Raw genomic sequence first — 17,171 nt, 5'->3', positions numbered from 1 at the left:
TCAGGCGGAAGCCGCGACCGGCAGTCCACCCGTCTCCGGGTCGCGGCCCGTCAGGCAGTACGTGCCGCCGGCCGGGTCCCGCATCACCGTCCAGCGGGCGCCGTCGGCGACGAACGTGGCGCCGAGTTCCTCGTGCCGGACACGGACCGCCGCGATGTCGGCGCACGCCAGGTCGAGATGGGCGGAGGCGGGGCGGTCGGTGCGCAGGCGCTGCAGCAGGACGCGCAGGGGAAGGCCGGCGGGCGGCCTCAGTACATGGAACTCCGGCAGCGAGCCCGGCTGCGAGTCCCAGCCCGTCAGGCCGGTCCAGAAGGCGACCTCGGCGGCGAAGGCGGCCGGAGCCACGTCGACGCACACCTGGTCCAGACGGCTCCGACCGACCACCGGCGGCCGTACGGACTCCCCGTCCCACCGCACCGCGCAGAACAGCTGGCCGCCGGGGGAGCGGAGCACCTTCCCGATGGGCAGCGGGGCGACGACCTCGGCGCCCGGCAGGACCGCCGCGTCGGCCAGGGCCGAGGGGTCCTCGACGGCGAGGTCGAGGTGAGCGCCGCCGTGCCCGTCCTCGACCCCCTGCACCTTCACGCAGGCGTCAGCCTCACCTGCATCAGCGCCCTCGGGCAGCAGCGTGACGAACTCGTCCCGCTCGCCCCGGGGTTCGGACAGTCCGGTCGCGGTGACCGCCGTCCAGAAGTCGCACGCCTGCCCGAACCGGGCCATCGGCCGGTCGACGAAGACGTAGGCCCATCGGATCGCCTCAGCCATGCGTGCCGCTCGCTCTCGTACGGTTCGGGAGCCGGTGTGAACCCGCGCACCGGCGCCTCCCGCGCCGATCGCCTGGCTAATCTACTCGGGTGACCACGGAGCTGACCGTTCTCTCACGGGTCGCGTATCGAGACCGGGAGGTCACCGGGCCCCGGCTGCGCGCCCTGCTCGCGCTCCTCGCGGACGACCCGCGCACCGGCTGCAGTACCGCACGCCTGGCCGACGGCCTGTGGCCCGAGGAGCGGCCGGAGAATCCGACCAAGGCGGTCCAGGTCCTGGTCTCCCGGGCGCGTGCCCAACTCGGCGCCGACGCCATCGCCTCCACCGCCACCGGCTACCGGCTCGCCCTGCCCGAGGACCGGGTCGACAGCTCGGCCGTGCTGCTCGCCGCCGCCGCGAGCGCCCGCGCGTCCCGGTCCGGCGACCACACCGCCGCCCTCGCGCACGCCGAGGCCGGGCTCGCCCTGTGGGACGGGCCGCCCGCAGCCGGCCTGCCGGAGGGCGGCCCGGTCGATCCGGTGTCCACCCTGCGGGCAGCGCGCGCCGCGACGTACGCGACCCTGACCCGCGCCCGCGCGCTGAGTCTGGCCCGCCTCGGCCGGCACGCCGAGGCCCGCGAACCGCTCACCGCGCTCGTCCGCGACCACCCGCGCGACGAGGAGGCGCTCGGCGAGCTGCTGCGCTGCGAGGCCGCCACCGCCGGACCCGCCACCGCGCTCGCCCGCTACGACACCTACCGCCGCGCCCTGCGCGAAGAACTCGGCGGAGACCCCGGCCCCCTGCTCCGGGCGCTCCACGAGGAACTGCTGCGCGACGAGGCCCCCGCCGTCCGCCGTGGCGTGCCGCAGGAGCCCAACCCGCTGCTCGGGCGCGCGGACGACGTGGCCGCCGTACGGGGGCTGCTGCGGGACTGGCGGGTCGTTTCGGTCGTCGGCGCGGGCGGCCTCGGCAAGACGCGGCTCGCCCACGCCGTGAGCCGGGCCGCCGAGCAGAAGTCCGTGCACTTCGTGGGGCTCGCCGGAGTCACCGCCGACGGGGACGTGGCCGGCGAGGTCGCGTCGGCGCTGGGCGTCGCCGAGCCCCTGTCACACCAGGCTCCGGCCAGGGACGTGGTGCCGGCCATCGCCGCCGCCCTCGGCCCCGGCTCCGCCCTCCTCGTCCTCGACAACTGCGAGCACGTCGTGCGCGGCGCCGCCGACCTGGTGCACGCCCTCGTCGCCGGCACCAGGAATGTGCGCGTCCTCACCACCAGCCGCGCCCCGCTCGGCCTGAGCTCCGAATCCGTCTACCCGCTCCCGGAGTTGAGCCTCGCGACGACCGTCGAGCTCTTCGGGCAGCGGGCGCGCGCCGCGCGTCCCGGAGCCGAACTGCCCGCCGACGCCGTCGAGGAACTGTGCCGTCACCTCGACGGGCTGCCGCTCGCCGCCGAGTTGGCGGCCGCCCGCGTACGGGTCATGTCCGTCACCGAGATCGCGCGCCGACTCGACGACCGCTTCGCGCTGCTGCGCGGTGCCGCCCGGGACGCTCCCGAGCGGCACCGCACACTGCTCGCCGTGGTCGACTGGAGCTGGAACCTCCTCGACGAGCTTGGGCAGCGGGGGATGCGGACCCTGTCCGTGTTCCCGGACGGCTTCACCGCGGCCGCGGCCGCGCGGCTCCTCGGCGACGAGAACGTCTCGGACACCGACGTGCTGGAGGAGCTCGTCGACCAGTCCCTGCTCAAGGTCACGGAAACCGCGGCGGGCGTACGGTTCCGGATGCTGGAGACGGTACGGGAGTTCAGCGCGGCCCGCCGGGAGGAGGCCGGGGAGACGGCCGACGCGACGGACCGGTTCGTCGCCTGGGCCCGCGAGTTCGGCCGGGAGCACCAGGCGACGGTCTTCGCCGCCGACTCTCCCGCCGCGCTGGAGCGGCTGCGCGGTGAGCAGGACAACCTGCTGCACGCCCTGCGCCTCGCGCTCACCCGCGCCGACGGCCCTACGGTGGCGGCGGTGACCGCGCTGCTCGGCGGGGTGTGGACCATCGAGTCCAACTTCACCCGCCTCGTCAGACTGTGCGACGAGACGGCCTCGTTCCTGCCGCGGTTCCGGCCCGGCCCCGCCGACCTCGACGCCACCCGCACCGCCCTGGCACAGGCCACCGCCTTCCAGTTCATGCTGCAGGGTCCGACCGTCCGGACCCTCCGCTTCCTCCTCGCCCTGCGGGCGCTGCCCCCGGCGACGCCGGACACACTGCCCCGGGCGGTGGACGTCGTGCTCCGGGCCGTGGTTGTCGGGCTCAGGACCGTCTCCCAGGCGCGGGGCCCCTGCAACCCGGCGCTGCGGGCACTGTGCGAGAGCACCGAACCGCTGGTGGCGGGCGTGGCCAACGGCCTGGCGAGCTACCTGTGGGAGCAGCGGAACGACATCGACCGCGGTCTGGAAGCCGCCCGGCAGTCCCTCGCCGCGTACGAACGGCACGGCCTCCCGTGGCCCCTCGCCCAGGCCCACGCCCATGTCGGCGACTTCTGCCTCAAACTCGGCCGTGGTGCCGAGGCCCGACGCCATCTGCTCGCGGCCCTGCGCTTCCAGGAGCAGCTGATGGGGCCCTGGCGCGACGTGATCGGCATCCGCTGGGGCTTGGTGACGGCGAGCCTCCAGCTCGGGGACGTCGACGAGGCCGAGCACTGGCTGGAGCAGACGGTGGTGAACCGGTCCGACGAGGCGTTCGGACTGCTGGCGGTGGACCAGGGCATACGGGCGGAGATCCTGCTCGCGCGCGGGCACGTCGAGGCCGGTCTGCGGGTATGGCGCCAGGCCGCCGAGCCCCTCCCGGACACCGGGGACCCGCTGCTGCGCGGCGAACCGGCCGGCCTCGAGTCGTGGACGGTCGAGGCCCAGTCCGCCGCCGTGATCGCCCACGCCCGGCACGGACGGCTGGACCTCGTGCCGGACGTCGTCGCTCAACTGCCGGGCAAACTGGAGGCGTTGCTCACGCTGCCCGCCGCGCCCCAGCCCCTCTACGTGATGGACCTACCGGTCTGCGGCACGCTCCTGCTGACGCTGGCCTTCATCGACGCGGACCGGGGGAGGAAATCCTCGGCGGCCCGGCTGATCGCCCTCGCCGAACGCTTCCGCCGGAGCTTCCGGCCCACACTGTCCCCCGCCGACGTCCGCGAACTCGTCGGCCGCACCGCCAGGGCGGCGTACGACGACGCGGTGTCGGCGTACGCCGCCCTGGGGCGGGACGAGCTGCGGGAGGCCGCGCTGGAGGTGGTGCGCGCCCGCGACACCGGTCACTGACCGCGTTCGTACGCGGCGCGCGCCCAGAAGTACCCGACCACCGAGAGCCCGACGCACCAGGCCACCGCGATCAGTGCGCTGTCGCCGATCTCCGTGCCCAGCAGCAGCCCGCGCAGGGTGTCGATGATCGGAGTGAACGGCTGGTACTCCGCGAACCAGCGAAGTCCGGTCGGCATCGAGTCCGTGGGCACGATCGCGTTGCCGAGGAAGGGCAGGAACGTCAGTGGCAGGGGCGCGTTGCTCGCCGCCTCGGGGGTCTTGGCCCGCAGTCCCATGGCGGCCGACAGCCAGGTCAGCGCCAGGACCACCAGCGCCAGGACGCCGATCGCGGCCAGCCATTCGACGGGCGTCGCCGTGGGCCGGAACCCGATGGCCAGCGCCACACCCGTGACAAGTGCGATGCTCACCATTGTCTGGACCACCCCGCCCCACACGTGTCCGTTGAGCACGGCCGCACGCGAGATCGACAGCGTCCGGAACCGGTTGACGATGCCCTCGGTCATGTCGACGCACACGGACACCGCGACCGAGACGGCCCCGGAGGTGGCGGCCATCAGGATGATGCCGGGTGCGACATAGTCGACGTAGTCGCCCTTGCCTCCCGCCGGGCCGATTCCGCTGCCCAGGGCGTTGCCGAAGGCGTACACGAAGAGCAGCAGCATCAGGATCGGCATCGCGGCGACCGAGAGCGTCATGGACGGATAGCGCAGGGCGTGCTTCAGGTTCCGGCGGAGCATGGTCGCCGAGTCGCTGAGGGTGTAGGTGAGGCTGCTCATCGCACGGACTCCTTGATCGTGCCGGTGTGGGTGTGGCCGGTGGTCTGCTCGGTCAGAGCGAAGAACACGTCGTCCAGGTCGGGCGTGTGCACGGAGAGTTCGTCGGCCTCGACGGACTCGGCGTCCAACCAGTCGAGCAGGGCGCGCAGTTCGCGGGTGCTGCCGTCGCTGGGGATCTGGAGGGTGAGCGCGTCGTCGTCGCGGGACGCGTCGCGCAGGGCACGTCCGGCGCGCTCGTACGCCTCGGGGTCGGCGAACCGGAGCCGTACGTGCCCGCCCGGGACGAGCCGCTTCAGCTCCTCCGCGGTGCCCTCGGCGACGAGCCCGCCGCCGTGGAGCACGGCGATGCGGTCGGCGAGCTGGTCGGCCTCCTCCAGGTACTGGGTGGTGAGGAAGACGGTGACACCGCCCGCGACCAGGTCCCGCACGATCTGCCACATGGAGTGGCGGCTGCGCGGGTCGAGTCCGGTGGTCGGCTCGTCGAGGAAGATGATCCGCGGCTCCCCGACGAGCGTCATCGCCAGGTCAAGCCGTCGTTTCATACCGCCGGAGTAGGTGGCGGGCAACTTCCGTGCCGCGCCCGTGAGATCGAACCGCTCCAGCAGCTCGGCGGTCCGCCGTCGCCCCTTCTTCCGCCCCAGGTGGTGCAGATCGGCCATGAGGAGCAGGTTCTCCTCACCGGTGAGCATGCCGTCCACGGCGGCGAACTGGCCCGTCACCCCGATCTGCGCCCGTACGTCACGCGGCTCCCGCACCGGGTCGTACCCGCCGACCCGCACCTCACCGCCGTCGGCCGCGACGAGCGTCGACAGGATCTGCACCATCGTCGTCTTGCCCGCGCCGTTCGGCCCGAGCAGCGAGAAGACCGTCCCCTCGGCGACGGTGAGGTCGATCCCGTCGAGCACGACATGATCGCCGTAGGCCTTGCGCAGCCCGCGCGCCGTGATCGCGGGTCCGGGTGTCGTGGCCGCCGCGGCCGCTGCCCTTGATGTCGTCGTCATGGCAGAAGCGTCCGGGGAGCCGGCTTCAGGACGGCTTCAGAACGGATTCAGGGACGCGTTCAAGCGGGACCAGAGCCTGCGAGGGAGGCGGTACGACGTGAAATCCGCAGCTCAGCGCCCGGATCTCTGGCACGATGCCGGACGTTACTCCCGCACGTGGAAGGGAGCGCGCTGACATGGCGTTCGTCGGCGAGGTATGGCACGTGACGACGCGGGACGGGGCCGTGCTCGGAGAGATCGGGATCGAGGAGGCGGACTTCCCCTGGCTGCGGGGGCGGTTCACCGCCCGGCCGGGTTTCGAGGACGTACGGCTCCTCTTCGAACGGGAGCTGGCGCTGCTCGACCGGATCGAACAGGCGGAGGAGGAGCGGCAGGCGGAGGAGGAGTGGGAGGCCGCCTACGGTGCCGTCCGCGAGGCGGTGCTGCTCGTCGCGCCCGGCCGGCCCGTCGCGGAGTTCCTGCTGCACATCGAGGGGGACCAGGCGTGGTTCCGGTGGAGCGAGGAGCCGTTCGAGGTGCCGTTCGGGGAGGGATGAGCGGGGACGTGCGAAGGGGCCCGGCCGTGATGTCGGCCGGGCCCCTTCGGTGAGTTCGCGGGCCCGCGGGGGTGCACCGCTCGCGAGTCGTCGCGATGGGGCCTTCGGTCAGGCCTTCTTGGTCTCCCAGAAGATCTTGTCGATCTGGGCGATGTAGTCGAGCGCCTTCTGGCCGGTCGCCGGGTCGGTGGACCCCTTGGCGGCCGAGAGGGCCTTGAGGGCGTCGTTGACCAGCTGGTGCAGCTCCGGGTACTTCTCGAAGTGCGGCGGCTTGAAGTAGTCGCTCCAGAGGACGGAGACGTGGTGCTTGGCGAGCTCGGCGCGCTGCTCCTTGATGACGGTCGCGCGAGCCTGGAAGTGCGGGTCGTCGTTGGCGGCCATCTTCTCCTGCACGGCCTTCACCGACTCCGCCTCGATGCGGGCCTGGGCCGGGTCGTACACACCGCAGGGCAGGTCGCAGTGCGCGCTGACCTTGACCTTGGGGGCAAACAGGCGGGAAAGCATGGAGCAATCCTTCCTCGTGATCGTCTTCTCAGGTTGGACACTACTCCGTGGGAGACGGGTTTTCGCGGGTGCCCCCATGGGCTTAGGACAAAAGTCCGGGGTGAGACTGGGACTGGGACTGGTGGAGGATCCGACCGGGGAGGTGCCGGTGATGCCGGAGCTGTCGCAGGAGACGGAGCGGGGGAGTGCCGTGCTGCCGTTCGGGGTGGCCGAGGTGACGGGGCCGTCGATGGTGCCCACCCTCCGGCACGGGGACCGGCTGGTCGTGCACTACGGGGCGCGGCTGAGGGCCGGTGACGTGGTCGTCCTGCGGCATCCCTTCCAGCAGGACCTGCTCGTGGTCAAGCGGGCCGCCGAGCGGCGCGAGGGCGCCTGGTGGGTGCTTGGTGACAATCCGTACGCCGGTGGGGACAGCACCGACTACGGCGCCGTGCCGGACGAGCTCGTGCTCGGCAAGGTGCGGTTCCGGTACCGGCCCCGGCCCGACGGTCAGCGTTCGCCGTTCGCGCTCGTCCGCTGGGCGCTGGCGGCCGCCCGGCCCGTACTCGCCGACCGGTCCGCCTCCAGGCGTTTGCGGGCCCGGTAGGCGGCCACGTTGGCGCGGGTCGCGCAGCGGTCGGAGCAGTAGCGCCGGGAGCGGTTGGTGGACGTGTCGAGGTAGGCGTTGCGGCACGGCGCCGCCTCGCACAGGCCCAGGCGGTCCACGCCGTACTCGGTGAGGTGGAAGGCCAGGCCCATCGCGGCGATGGCGGCGTAGCCGGCGGTCGCGTTGGACGGGTGGTCCGCCAGGTGCATGTGCCACAGGGGGCGCCCGTCGTCGTCCCGGAAGTCGTGGCCGGAGATCTGCGGGCTCACCGGGAACTCCAGGAGCAGCGAGTTCAGCAGGTCCACGGCGAGTGTCTCGTCGCCGGCGTCCGCCGCCTCGAAGACCGCGCGCAGCCGTGCCCGGACCGAGCGGAAGCGGGTCACGTCGGCGTCGGTGGCGCGGCGGGCCGCCGACTGGTTGACCTCGAAGAGGTCGCGGACGGCCTCCACCGAGGTGAGCGCGTCCGTGCCCCGGTCCGGCTCCTCGGTGTTGACGAGACGGACCGCGTAATCCGAGTAATAGGCCAGTTCCACTTGTAGTCCTTACGGGGGCGCTCTATTGTCGTGCGGGCGGAGAAGTAACGACTGACTGTGCTTTCAGGGTATTACGGGGTGCTGCGAGACGCAGTGCTGAAAGGGGCTCCCATGACCACCACCACCGGAACCGACTGGCACGCCTGGCAGAAGAGCTGGGACCGGCAGCAGGAGTGGTACATGCCGGACCGCGAGGAGCGGTTCCGGGTGATGCTGGACATGGTCGAGGCCTTCGCCGGCCCCGCACCCCGCGTTCTGGATCTCGCCTGTGGCACGGGAAGTATCACGGCCAGGCTGCTCGCACGGTTCCCGGAGGCCACCAGCGTCGGCGTCGACCTCGACCCGGCCCTCCTCGCCATCGCCGGGGGCACCTTCGCCGCCGACGACCGGGTCACGCTCGTGACGGCCGACCTGAAGGACCCCGAATGGGTGACGCGGCTGCCGTACGACACGTACGACGCCGTGCTGACCGCCACCGCCCTGCACTGGCTGCACTCCGAACCCCTCGCGGCCCTCTACGGTCAGGTCGCGGAGCTCGTCCGCGACGGCGGTGTCTTCATGAACGCGGACCACATGATCGACGAGAGCACGCCCAGGATCAACGCGGCCGAGCGCGCCCACCGGCACTCCGGTATGGATCAGGCCAAGGACAACGGAGCCGTCGACTGGGCCGAATGGTGGCAGCTCGCCGCACAGGACCCCGTCCTCGCCGAGCCCACTGCCCGCCGCTTCGAGATCTACGGCGAGCACGCCGACGGTGACATGCCGTCCGTCGAGTGGCACGCGCGGACGCTGCGGGAGAAGGGCTTCGCGGAGGCCCGGCCGGTGTGGCGCTCGCCCTCGGACGCGCTCGTGCTGGCGCTCAAGTAGGGGCGCGAGCAGGGGCTCGTGCCGGAGCTCGAGCAACCGGGCCGACAGGAAGGGGCGGTACGGAGATCCGTACCGCCCCTTGTCGTACCTGTTCTCAGCGGATTCCCGGCGGAGCGTCAGAGCACCTTCGACAGGAACGACCGCGTGCGCTCGTGCTGGGGGTTCGTCAGCACGTCACGGGGGTTGCCGGACTCGACGACCACACCGCCGTCCATGAAGACGAGGCTGTCACCGACCTCGCGGGCGAAGCCCATCTCGTGGGTGACGACGACCATCGTCATGCCGGACTCGGCGAGGTCGCGCATGACGTCGAGCACGTCACCGACCAGCTCCGGGTCGAGCGCCGAGGTCGGCTCGTCGAAGAGCATCAGCTTCGGGTCCATGGCCAGTGCCCGGGCGATGGCCACGCGCTGCTGCTGGCCGCCGGAGAGCTGGGTCGGGTAGTTGCCCGCCTTGTCGACGAGGCCGACGCGGTCCAGCAGCTCCATCGCCCGCTGCCTGGCCTGGCTTTTGCTGACGCCCTTGACCTGGACCGGGGCCTCGATGACGTTCTCCAGGGCCGTCATGTGCGGGAACAGGTTGAAGCGCTGGAAGACCATGCCGATGTCCCGGCGCTTCAGGGCGACCTCGCTGTCCTTGAGCTCGTACAGCTTGTCGCCCTTCTGGCGGTAGCCGACCAGCTCCCCGTCCACGTACAGGCGGCCGGCGTTGACCTTCTCCAGGTGGTTGATGCACCTGAGGAAGGTCGACTTGCCGGAGCCGGAGGGGCCGATGAGGCAGAACACCTCACCCGACTTCACCTCCAGGTCGATGCCCTGGAGGACCTGCACGTGGCCGAACGACTTGTGGACGCCCTCGGCCTTCACCATGGCGGTCGTCATGCCGTGACCCCCTTACGGCTGGAGAGGGACGTGAGGTGGGTCCGGACCTTCTGCCACGGGGTCGGCGGCAGCTGGCGGCTGGAGCCGCGGGCGTAGTACCGCTCGACGTAGTACTGGCCCACGCTCAGGATCGAGGTGAGGATCAGGTACCAGGTCGCCGCCAGGAACAGCATCTCGACCGTGGCGCCGGAGGTCTGGCCGATGTCCTGGGCGAACCGCAGGAGTTCGGGGTACTGGACGGCCGAGACCAGCGAGGTCGTCTTCAGCATGTTGATGACCTCGTTGCCCGTGGGCGGCACGATCACGCGCATCGCCTGCGGGATGACGATCCGGCGCAGCGTCTTGCCCTGGCTCATGCCGAGCGCGTGGGCCGCCTCGGTCTGGCCCTCGTCTACGGCCAGCAGACCGGCGCGGCAGATCTCGGCCATGTACGCGGCCTCGTTGAGACCGAGTCCGAGCAGCGCCGTCAGGAACGGCGTCATGAAGTCGGACCACTCGTCCTTGTAGATCGGCCCGAGATTGATGTACTCGAAGACGAACCCGAGGTTGAACCAGACGATCAGCTGGACGAGGACGGGCGTGCCGCGGAAGAACCAGATGTAGAACCACGCTATCGACGAGGTCACCGGGTTCTTCGACAGCCGCATCACCGCCAGGGTGATGCCGCCGACGATGCCGATAAGCATCGACAGCACGGTCAGCAGCAGGGTCTCGCGGACGCCCTTGAGAATGCGGTCGTTGAAGAAGTAGTCGGGGATGGCTCCCCAGTTGATGGCGCCGTTCGCGAACGCCCACACCAGCAGGCCGAGGATGCCGAGGGCGACGACCGCGGCGACGTACCGGCCGTAGTGCCGGACCGGGATGGCCTTGATGGCCTCCGGCCCGGTCGGCGGGGTGTCCGCCGGCCTGTCCGTCTTCTTGATGTCAGTCACGGATGTTGCCTTTCAGTGACGCGATGAGGAGTACGCGCTCACTTGCCGCCGTTGAGCGTGGCCGCCTTGACAGCGCCGTCCACGACGCCCCACTTCTTGATGATCTTGTCGTACTCGCCGTTGGCGATGACGGCGTCCAGGGCCGCCTTGATGGCGTCCCGCAGCTCGGTGTTCGACTTGGCGATCGCGATGCCGTACGGGGCCGCCTCGACCTGCTCGCCCACGATCTCGAAGTCCTTGCCGCCGCCCGAGGTCTTCACCGCGTAGGCGGCGACCGGGAAGTCGGAGGAGCCGGCGTTCGCGCCGCCGGAGCGCAGCCGGGTCTGGGCCTGCTGGTCGTTGTCGAAGGCCTCGACGGACATGGGCTTGCCCTTGGGGCACTTCTTCGCCTCGGACTTGGCCAGGTCCTGCGAGACCGTGCCGCGCTGGACGACCAGCTTCTTGCCGCACAGGTCCGCCCAGGTCTTGATGCCCTGGGTGTTGCCCTTCTTGGTGTAGATCGAGACGCCCGCGGTGAAGTAGTCGACGAAGTCGACACCCTCGCCGACCTTCTTGCCGGTCTCGGAGTCGACACCCTCCTGGCGGTCCTTGGTGTCCGTCATGGCCGACATGGCTATGTCGTAGCGCTTGGAGCGCAGACCGCCGAGCAGCGTGTCGAAGGTGCCGTTCTCGAACTCGAACTTCACGCCGAGCTGCTTGCCCATGGCGTCGGCCAGGTCGGGGTCGATTCCGGCCGTCTTGCCCGAGTCGTCCTTGAACTCGACCGGCGCGTACGCGATGTCCGAGCCGACCTTGATGACACCCGCCTTGCGGACGTCCGCGGGCAGCTTGTCGGCGAGCGGCGCGGAGTTCGTGTTCGCGGTCCCCGAGTCACTGCCGCTGTCCTTGGTCTGGTCACCGCAGCCGGTGAGCAGCAGGGCGCCCGTTACCGCGATCGCTCCGACCGCGGCTGTCCGGGAGCGCATGGCGGTGGTACGACGGGTCTTGCCTGCGGTCATGGTGGTGTCCTCCGGCTGGGGTGGATGAGAGATACAACGGTTGTGCCGTTTGGTCGACGACAACACGCGTCCTTGCGTGTGGCGACCTTGTGTGATTACGGCATCTTGCCATTCGGACTTGGGCATTCAGGCGACTGGATATGTCAAAATCGGATAACGGGTGACCCCCGAACCGACGCGGGATGGCCCGCCAGGGCCGAATGCCGTGCGGGAATACCCCCTTCCGGCCGGAAGATCTTCGGTGCATCTCGGGATGCGGTCGGACGCGAAGCCCCCGTGTGCGCGGCCGGTTGACGGTTGCTGTGTGACATGTCACGGACGTGATCGCAGGGTCGGCAAATCCGGTCACACCTCACGTCTCCGGCGTGTGATCTTCGCGTGATGGACTCGTCCCCGATGGCGTCCGTCCGGTAAGAAGGTTCCTTACACCCCTCATCCGGGGCCCAGGGCGCGTGTGCGGCGCGCCCGTCGCGCATTGCCCGTGCGTATCCGGCCATCCGCCTGTACGTATCGGCCATTCGGCCATCCGTCCATGCGTATAGGTCCGTGCGTACAGGTCGTCCGTGTCGTCCGTATAGGTCGTCGGGACCTTTGCGTGGTGCCCGCCCACCCCTGACCGGGAGTGGACACCCTCAAACAATGAAGACTTAAGGGGTAAACAGAACATGGCAGCGGAGATCGTGAACCCTCGCACCGACAACAGCGGCGGCAACGCGGACCAGGAAGGCGAGGGCGAGCCCCTCGATTCCTTCGACCCCGCGTTCGCGCTGCACCGCGGCGGCAAGATGGCCGTGCAGGCCACCGTGCCGGTCCGCGACAAGGACGACCTGTCCCTCGCCTACACGCCCGGCGTCGCCCGCGTGTGCACCGCCATCGCCGAGCAGCCGGACCTCGTCCACGACTACACCTGGAAGTCGTCCGTGGTCGCCGTGGTGACCGACGGCACCGCCGTCCTCGGCCTCGGCGACATCGGGCCGGAGGCCTCCCTCCCCGTGATGGAGGGCAAGGCGATCCTGTTCAAGCAGTTCGGCGGCGTCGACGCCGTGCCGATCGCGCTGGACTGCACGGACGTGGACGAGATCGTCGAGACGGTCGTCCGGCTCGCGCCCTCGTTCGGCGGTGTGAACCTGGAGGACATCTCGGCGCCGCGGTGCTTCGAGATCGAGCGGCGGCTGCAGGAGCGGCTGGACATTCCCGTCTTCCACGACGACCAGCACGGTACGGCGGTCGTGACCCTGGCGGCCCTGCGCAACGCCGCGCGGTTGTCGGGGCGGGAGCTGGGTGACCTGCGGGCGGTGATCTCGGGTGCGGGCGCGGCCGGGGTCGCCATCGCGAAGATGCTTCTGGGGGCCGGGATCGGGGACGTCTCGGTCGCGGACCGCAAGGGCGTCGTGTCGGCCGACCGGGACGACCTGACCCCGGTCAAGCGGGAGCTCGCGGAGATCACGAACAAGTCCGGGCTGTCGGGGTCGCTGGAGGCGGCGCTGGCGGGTGCGGACGTGTTCATCGGCGTGTCCGGCGGTACGGTGCCGGAGCCGGCGGTGGCGTCGATGGCCGAGGGGGCGTTCGTGTTCGCCATGGCCAACCCGAACCCCGAGGTGCACCCGGACGTCGCCCACAAGTACGCGGCCGTGGTCGCCACCGGGCGGTCCGACTTCCCGAACCAGATCAACAACGTGCTGGCGTTCCCCGGCATCTTCGCCGGGGCGCTGCAGGTGCGGGCCTCGCGGATCACCGAGGGCATGAAGATCGCCGCGGCGGAGGCGCTGGCGTCGGTCGTCGGTGACGACCTCGCGGCCGACTACGTCATCCCGTCGCCGTTCGACGAGCGGGTCGCCCCGGCGGTCACCGCTGCGGTCGCGGCGGCGGCCCGGGCGGAGGGCGTGGCACGCCGCTAGCCGCTCCGCGGGTTCGCCGTGTTCGTTCGGGCTCCGTCTGCTTGGGCGGGGCCCGAACTGTTTTCTGGGTTTGTGTCAGGGGAGTGGTCAGTCGGTCTCGTCTGCCCGGTTGTGTCCGTGGGCGGCCGCGGGTTCGTCGTGGCTGGTCGCGCAGTTCCCCGCGCCCCTTTCGGGGGCGTGCCCGAGACCACGAAGCGGCACACGGCGGCTGTCGGGTACGCAGGGACGCCGCCGGGTGCGGCCCCGTGCTTTTAGGGGCGCGGGGACCTGCGTGACAAGCCACGCACCGCCCGCAGCCGACCACGAACAGAGCCCGGCAGACGAGTGGCCTCGCCCAACCGCCGGAGGCGAGCGGCGGGGAACTGCGTGACAAGCCACGCACCGCCCGCAGCCGACCACGAACAGAGCCCGGCAGACGAGTGGCCTCGCCCAACCGCCAGAGGGACACGTCACAGGCAGGGCTGGTTCCCCTCGGCCCGGGCGGAGCCCTAGGGTCAAGGTCATGTTCGCTGCTTACGCTGCTCGGATTGACCGTGACCAGCCCCTTCACGGGTTGGAGTTGGGGGAGCGCCCGGCTCCCGAACCGAGGCCCGGCTGGACGACCGTGAGAGTGAAGGCGGCCTCGCTGAACCATCACGACCTGTGGTCCCTGAAAGGCGTCGGACTGGGCGAGGACAAACTGCCCATGATCCTCGGCTGTGACGCGGCGGGTGTGGACGAGGACGGCAACGAGGTCGTGCTGCACTCGGTGATCGGTCAGAGCGGCCATGGCGTCGGCCCCCACGAGCCCCGCTCCATCCTCACCGAGCGTTACCAGGGAACGTTCGCCGAGCTCGTCGCCGTACCCACGTGGAACGTGCTGAAGAAGCCCAAGGAGCTGTCGTTCGAGGAGGCGGCCTGTCTGCCCACGGCGTGGCTGACGGCGTATCGCATGCTCTTCACCAACGCGGGTGTGCGGCCGGGCGACTCGGTGCTCGTGCAGGGGGCCGGAGGTGGCGTGGCCACGGCGGCCATCGTGCTGGGCAAGGCCGCCGGACTTCGGATGTTCGCCACCAGCCGTGACGAGGCGAAGCGCAAGCGAGCCGTGGAACTGGGCGCGGTGGAGGCGGTGGAGTCGGGGGCGAGGCTTCCGGAGCGCGTCGACGCCGTCATCGAGACCGTGGGCGCCGCGACCTGGTCCCACTCCTTGAAGTCCCTGAAGCCCGGTGGCACGCTCGTCATCTCGGGTGCCACCAGCGGCGACCGTCCCTCCCACGCCGAACTCACCCGCATCTTCTTCCTGGAGCTGAAGGTGGTCGGCTCCACGATGGGCACGAAGGACGAGCTGGAGGATCTGCTGTCCTTCTGCGCGGCGACGGGCGTGCGGCCCGTGATCGACGAGGTGCTGCCCCTGGACCGCGCACGGGAGGGCTTCGAGCGGCTGGAGGCCGGTGACCTGTTCGGGAAGATCGTGCTGACGACTCCTTGAAGGACTGAGGGGTCCCTGCTCCGCGGGTGACCTCGTGAAAGGCGGGCTCGACACTGTCGGGCCCGCCTTTCGTGTGCCAGGAGGAGGGAGAGGATGTCAACCAGGGTTGACATTCCCGTCTCGTCAACTTAGGTTGACGTCATGACCGAAGCAACGGATCTCGCAGCGCGTGCGGGTGACCGTGATCCGCGGATCGGACTGCGGGCGGTCGCCGCACTGCGGAGGCTGCTGGAGCAGCTGGAGGCGGTTCAGGTGCGCAGTGCGCGTCATCAGGGGTGGTCGTGGCAGGAGATCGCCGCTGAACTCGGAGTCAGCAGGCAGGCCGTGCACAAGAAGTACGGGAGGCAGTGATGTTCGAACGGTTCACGAAGGACGCCCGCGCCGTCGTCCTGGGCGCGGTCGAGCACGCCGAGCGTTCTCGCGCGGACATGGTCGACGAGGAGCACCTGCTGCTCTCGCTGCTCGACCGGGAGGCGAGCCGCGCCGCGTTCGCCCTGGACGCCCTGGGCCTGGCCGAGCGGCGGGGCTCCGTGGAGCGCGCGCTCGCCGAGGCCCGCCGCCGTGGCGGCCTGTCCCGCGCCGACGCCGAGGCGCTCTCCGGCCTCGGCATCGACCTGACGCAGATCGTCTTCCGCGTCGAAGAGGCCCATGGGGTCGGGGCGTTGGAGTCCGGGACGGATGCGGGGAGGGGCGGCAGGTGGTTCGGTCGCCGTTCCTTCGCGCGAGGCGCCAGGGAACTGCTGTCCCAGTCCCTCCGCCTCGCCCTGGCTCATCGCGACCGTCATATCGGGGACGAGCACCTCCTTCTGGCCCTCACGGCCCGCCCGGGAGTCCCCGCCGAGGTTCTCGCGGATCACGGGGTGACGTACGCGGCGGTGGAGCGGGTGCTGTGGGGCGGCGAGGGGGAGGCCAAGGCCGGCTGAGATCCCCGGCTCCCGGCCCCTGGGGCCTCGGGTCCGCGGCCGGCACCCGCACCCAGCACCGCACCCATTACCGCACGCGCCACCCGCGACGCCTCACCCCCTGGGCGCTCGCAATGCCGCTCCGATATGGGCCGCCGCCGTGGACAAGCGGCGGCGGGCCTCGCTGAGTTGGTCCTCCGTGACACCGTGGTCGCGGGCCGCGTCGCGGATGTCGTCACGGAAGCGGTCGAGGAGGCGGTCGAGGTCACGGGCGGGCTGGCCCGTGGGGGCCTCGTGGGCCCAGACGGGCTCGTACTCGGCGGGGAAGGTGTCCGGAGTGGTCGTGTACTCAGGGGGCGGCGTGGCGGCTGTGGCCGACCGTGCCGTGCCCGTCTCCGCGCCCGTGCCCGTCTCCGCGCCCGGGCTCGTCCCCATGTCCGTGTCCGTGCCGGACGTCGCCCCTGGGCGGCCGAAGCCGAAGTCCTTCCCGAAGTCCTTGCCGAAATCGCCGAACTCCTTGGCCAGTTCGGACAGGCCCTCGCGTACGCCGGTCGGCCAGTCGCCCCGCGCGAAGTGGTCCTGGACCTGTTCCTGGACCCGCTTGGCGATGCGCTGGAACTCCTCCTGCGCCTCCGTGCGGGCGTGCTCCTGGGCCTCCTTGGCCTGTCGGCGGGCCTGCTGGGCCTCCTCGCGGGCCCGACGGCTCTCGTCCTTCGCCCGGCGGGCCTGCTCCTTCCACTCCTGCTTGACGCGGCGCATCTCCTCCTTCGCGGTGCGCCAGGCCTCCTTGTCGGCGTAGTCACCGAACTCGCCGAGCGGGCCGTGCTCTCCATGCCCGCTCCTGGTGCCCTTGCGGGCCTCGGAGGCGGCGGCGCGCATCTCGCGACGCAGGTCGCCCGCCGCGCCCCGGACATCGGCACGGATCTCCGCGGCCAGCTCCGCCACCGACTCGCGGATCTCCAGCTCCAGATCGGCCAGCTCGCCGCTGCGGTCGGCCAGCTCGGCGCGGCCCGCGTCCGTGATCGCGTACACCTTGCGGCCGCCCTCGGTGGTGTGCGTGACCAGACCCTCGGCCTCCAGCTTGGCCAGGCGCGGGTAGACCGTGCCCGCCGACGGTGCGTAGAGGCCCTGGAAGCGCTCTTCCAGGAGGCGGATCACCTCGTAGCCGTGGCGCGGAGCCTCGTCCAGCAGCTTCAGCAAGTAGAGGCGGAGGCGTCCGTGGGCGAAGACGGGGGGCATG

Annotated in this window: 17 protein-coding genes; 8 read left to right on the top strand and 9 right to left on the bottom strand. The window is 71.0% G+C overall.

Translation table 11 applies throughout. The annotated features are described in order from the left end of the window. Positions 1 to 765, bottom strand: a complete 765-nt coding sequence (locus AB0959_RS44870) for a VOC family protein (RefSeq protein WP_366832661.1) — start codon at positions 763 to 765, stop codon at positions 1 to 3. 89 nt (positions 766 to 854) lie between these two features. On the opposite strand from AB0959_RS44870, the gene AB0959_RS44865 reads away from it, so the two are divergent. Beyond that, positions 855 to 4,046, top strand: a complete 3,192-nt coding sequence (locus AB0959_RS44865; protein ID WP_366832660.1) for a BTAD domain-containing putative transcriptional regulator — start codon at positions 855 to 857, stop codon at positions 4,044 to 4,046. On the opposite strand, the gene AB0959_RS44860 is transcribed toward AB0959_RS44865, so the two are convergent. Beyond that, on the bottom strand, positions 4,040 to 4,822 hold the full coding sequence (locus AB0959_RS44860; protein ID WP_366832659.1) for an ABC transporter permease: 783 nt from the start codon (positions 4,820 to 4,822) through the stop codon (positions 4,040 to 4,042). The two genes, AB0959_RS44865 and AB0959_RS44860, sit on opposite strands and share 7 nt — an antisense overlap. After that, on the bottom strand, positions 4,819 to 5,823 hold the full coding sequence (locus AB0959_RS44855; protein ID WP_366832658.1) for an ATP-binding cassette domain-containing protein: 1,005 nt from the start codon (positions 5,821 to 5,823) through the stop codon (positions 4,819 to 4,821). Before AB0959_RS44855 ends, AB0959_RS44860 begins: the two co-directional genes overlap by 4 nt. Positions 5,824 to 5,999: 176 nt before the next feature. On the opposite strand from AB0959_RS44855, the gene AB0959_RS44850 reads away from it, so the two are divergent. Beyond that, on the top strand, positions 6,000 to 6,359 hold the full coding sequence (locus AB0959_RS44850; protein WP_366832657.1) for a hypothetical protein: 360 nt from the start codon (positions 6,000 to 6,002) through the stop codon (positions 6,357 to 6,359). Between the two features lie 108 nt (positions 6,360 to 6,467). Here the strand turns inward: AB0959_RS44850 and sodN are convergent, their stop codons facing one another. After that, the gene (gene sodN / locus AB0959_RS44845) at positions 6,468 to 6,863 is read right to left on the bottom strand and encodes a superoxide dismutase, Ni (protein ID WP_007491258.1); all 396 of its coding nucleotides are present in this window, start codon (positions 6,861 to 6,863) and stop codon (positions 6,468 to 6,470) included. 151 nt (positions 6,864 to 7,014) lie between these two features. On the opposite strand from sodN, the gene sodX reads away from it, so the two are divergent. Next, positions 7,015 to 7,449, top strand: coding sequence for a nickel-type superoxide dismutase maturation protease (gene sodX, locus AB0959_RS44840; protein WP_366832679.1), 435 nt, complete (start codon positions 7,015 to 7,017; stop codon positions 7,447 to 7,449). Here sodX and AB0959_RS44835 read toward each other — a convergent pair. Then, positions 7,353 to 7,982 (bottom strand): CGNR zinc finger domain-containing protein, encoded by a 630-nt coding sequence (locus AB0959_RS44835; RefSeq protein WP_366832656.1) that lies wholly within the window; start codon positions 7,980 to 7,982, stop codon positions 7,353 to 7,355. The genes sodX and AB0959_RS44835 overlap by 97 nt on opposite strands. A 111-nt stretch (positions 7,983 to 8,093) precedes the next feature. On the opposite strand from AB0959_RS44835, the gene AB0959_RS44830 reads away from it, so the two are divergent. Next, positions 8,094 to 8,852: a class I SAM-dependent methyltransferase gene (locus AB0959_RS44830; RefSeq protein WP_366832655.1), complete on the top strand. Its 759-nt coding sequence runs from the start codon at positions 8,094 to 8,096 to the stop codon at positions 8,850 to 8,852. A gap of 116 nt (positions 8,853 to 8,968) precedes the next feature. Here the strand turns inward: AB0959_RS44830 and AB0959_RS44825 are convergent, their stop codons facing one another. The 3 genes from AB0959_RS44825 to AB0959_RS44815 are packed head-to-tail and all read right to left on the bottom strand — an operon-like array spanning position 8,969 to position 11,663. After that, entirely contained in the window at positions 8,969 to 9,733 is a 765-nt protein-coding gene (locus tag AB0959_RS44825; RefSeq protein WP_366832654.1) for an amino acid ABC transporter ATP-binding protein, read from the bottom strand. Next, positions 9,730 to 10,665, bottom strand: coding sequence for an amino acid ABC transporter permease (locus tag AB0959_RS44820; protein ID WP_366832653.1), 936 nt, complete (start codon positions 10,663 to 10,665; stop codon positions 9,730 to 9,732). Before AB0959_RS44820 ends, AB0959_RS44825 begins: the two co-directional genes overlap by 4 nt. Positions 10,666 to 10,703: 38 nt before the next feature. After that, on the bottom strand, positions 10,704 to 11,663 hold the full coding sequence (locus AB0959_RS44815) for an ABC transporter substrate-binding protein (RefSeq protein WP_366832652.1): 960 nt from the start codon (positions 11,661 to 11,663) through the stop codon (positions 10,704 to 10,706). A 665-nt stretch (positions 11,664 to 12,328) separates the two neighbouring features. Here AB0959_RS44815 and AB0959_RS44810 point away from each other — a divergent pair. From AB0959_RS44810 to AB0959_RS44795, 4 genes are all read left to right on the top strand, one after another. Continuing rightward, positions 12,329 to 13,561, top strand: a complete 1,233-nt coding sequence (locus AB0959_RS44810; RefSeq protein ID WP_366832651.1) for an NADP-dependent malic enzyme — start codon at positions 12,329 to 12,331, stop codon at positions 13,559 to 13,561. Positions 13,562 to 14,063: 502 nt separating this feature from the next. After that, on the top strand, positions 14,064 to 15,029 hold the full coding sequence (locus AB0959_RS44805) for a zinc-binding dehydrogenase (protein ID WP_366832650.1): 966 nt from the start codon (positions 14,064 to 14,066) through the stop codon (positions 15,027 to 15,029). Between the two features lie 141 nt (positions 15,030 to 15,170). Then, positions 15,171 to 15,380 carry a helix-turn-helix domain-containing protein gene (locus AB0959_RS44800; protein ID WP_366832649.1) on the top strand — a complete coding sequence of 70 codons (210 nt, stop codon included), beginning with the start codon at positions 15,171 to 15,173 and terminating at the stop codon, positions 15,378 to 15,380. After that, the gene (locus AB0959_RS44795; RefSeq protein ID WP_366832648.1) at positions 15,380 to 15,952 is read left to right on the top strand and encodes a Clp protease N-terminal domain-containing protein; all 573 of its coding nucleotides are present in this window, start codon (positions 15,380 to 15,382) and stop codon (positions 15,950 to 15,952) included. The genes AB0959_RS44800 and AB0959_RS44795 overlap by 1 nt, the downstream gene beginning before the upstream one ends. A gap of 93 nt (positions 15,953 to 16,045) precedes the next feature. Here AB0959_RS44795 and AB0959_RS44790 read toward each other — a convergent pair whose 3' ends face one another. Then, on the bottom strand, positions 16,046 to 17,170 hold the full coding sequence (locus tag AB0959_RS44790) for a helix-turn-helix transcriptional regulator (RefSeq protein WP_366832647.1): 1,125 nt from the start codon (positions 17,168 to 17,170) through the stop codon (positions 16,046 to 16,048). Position 17,171 lies beyond the last annotated feature (1 nt).

It is taken from the genome of Streptomyces sp. NPDC046862, from assembly GCF_040704615.1.
Lineage (GTDB): Bacteria > Actinomycetota > Actinomycetes > Streptomycetales > Streptomycetaceae > Streptomyces.
The sequence above is the reverse complement of the archived record's forward strand: the minus strand, read 5'-3'. Positions and strand labels throughout refer to the sequence as shown.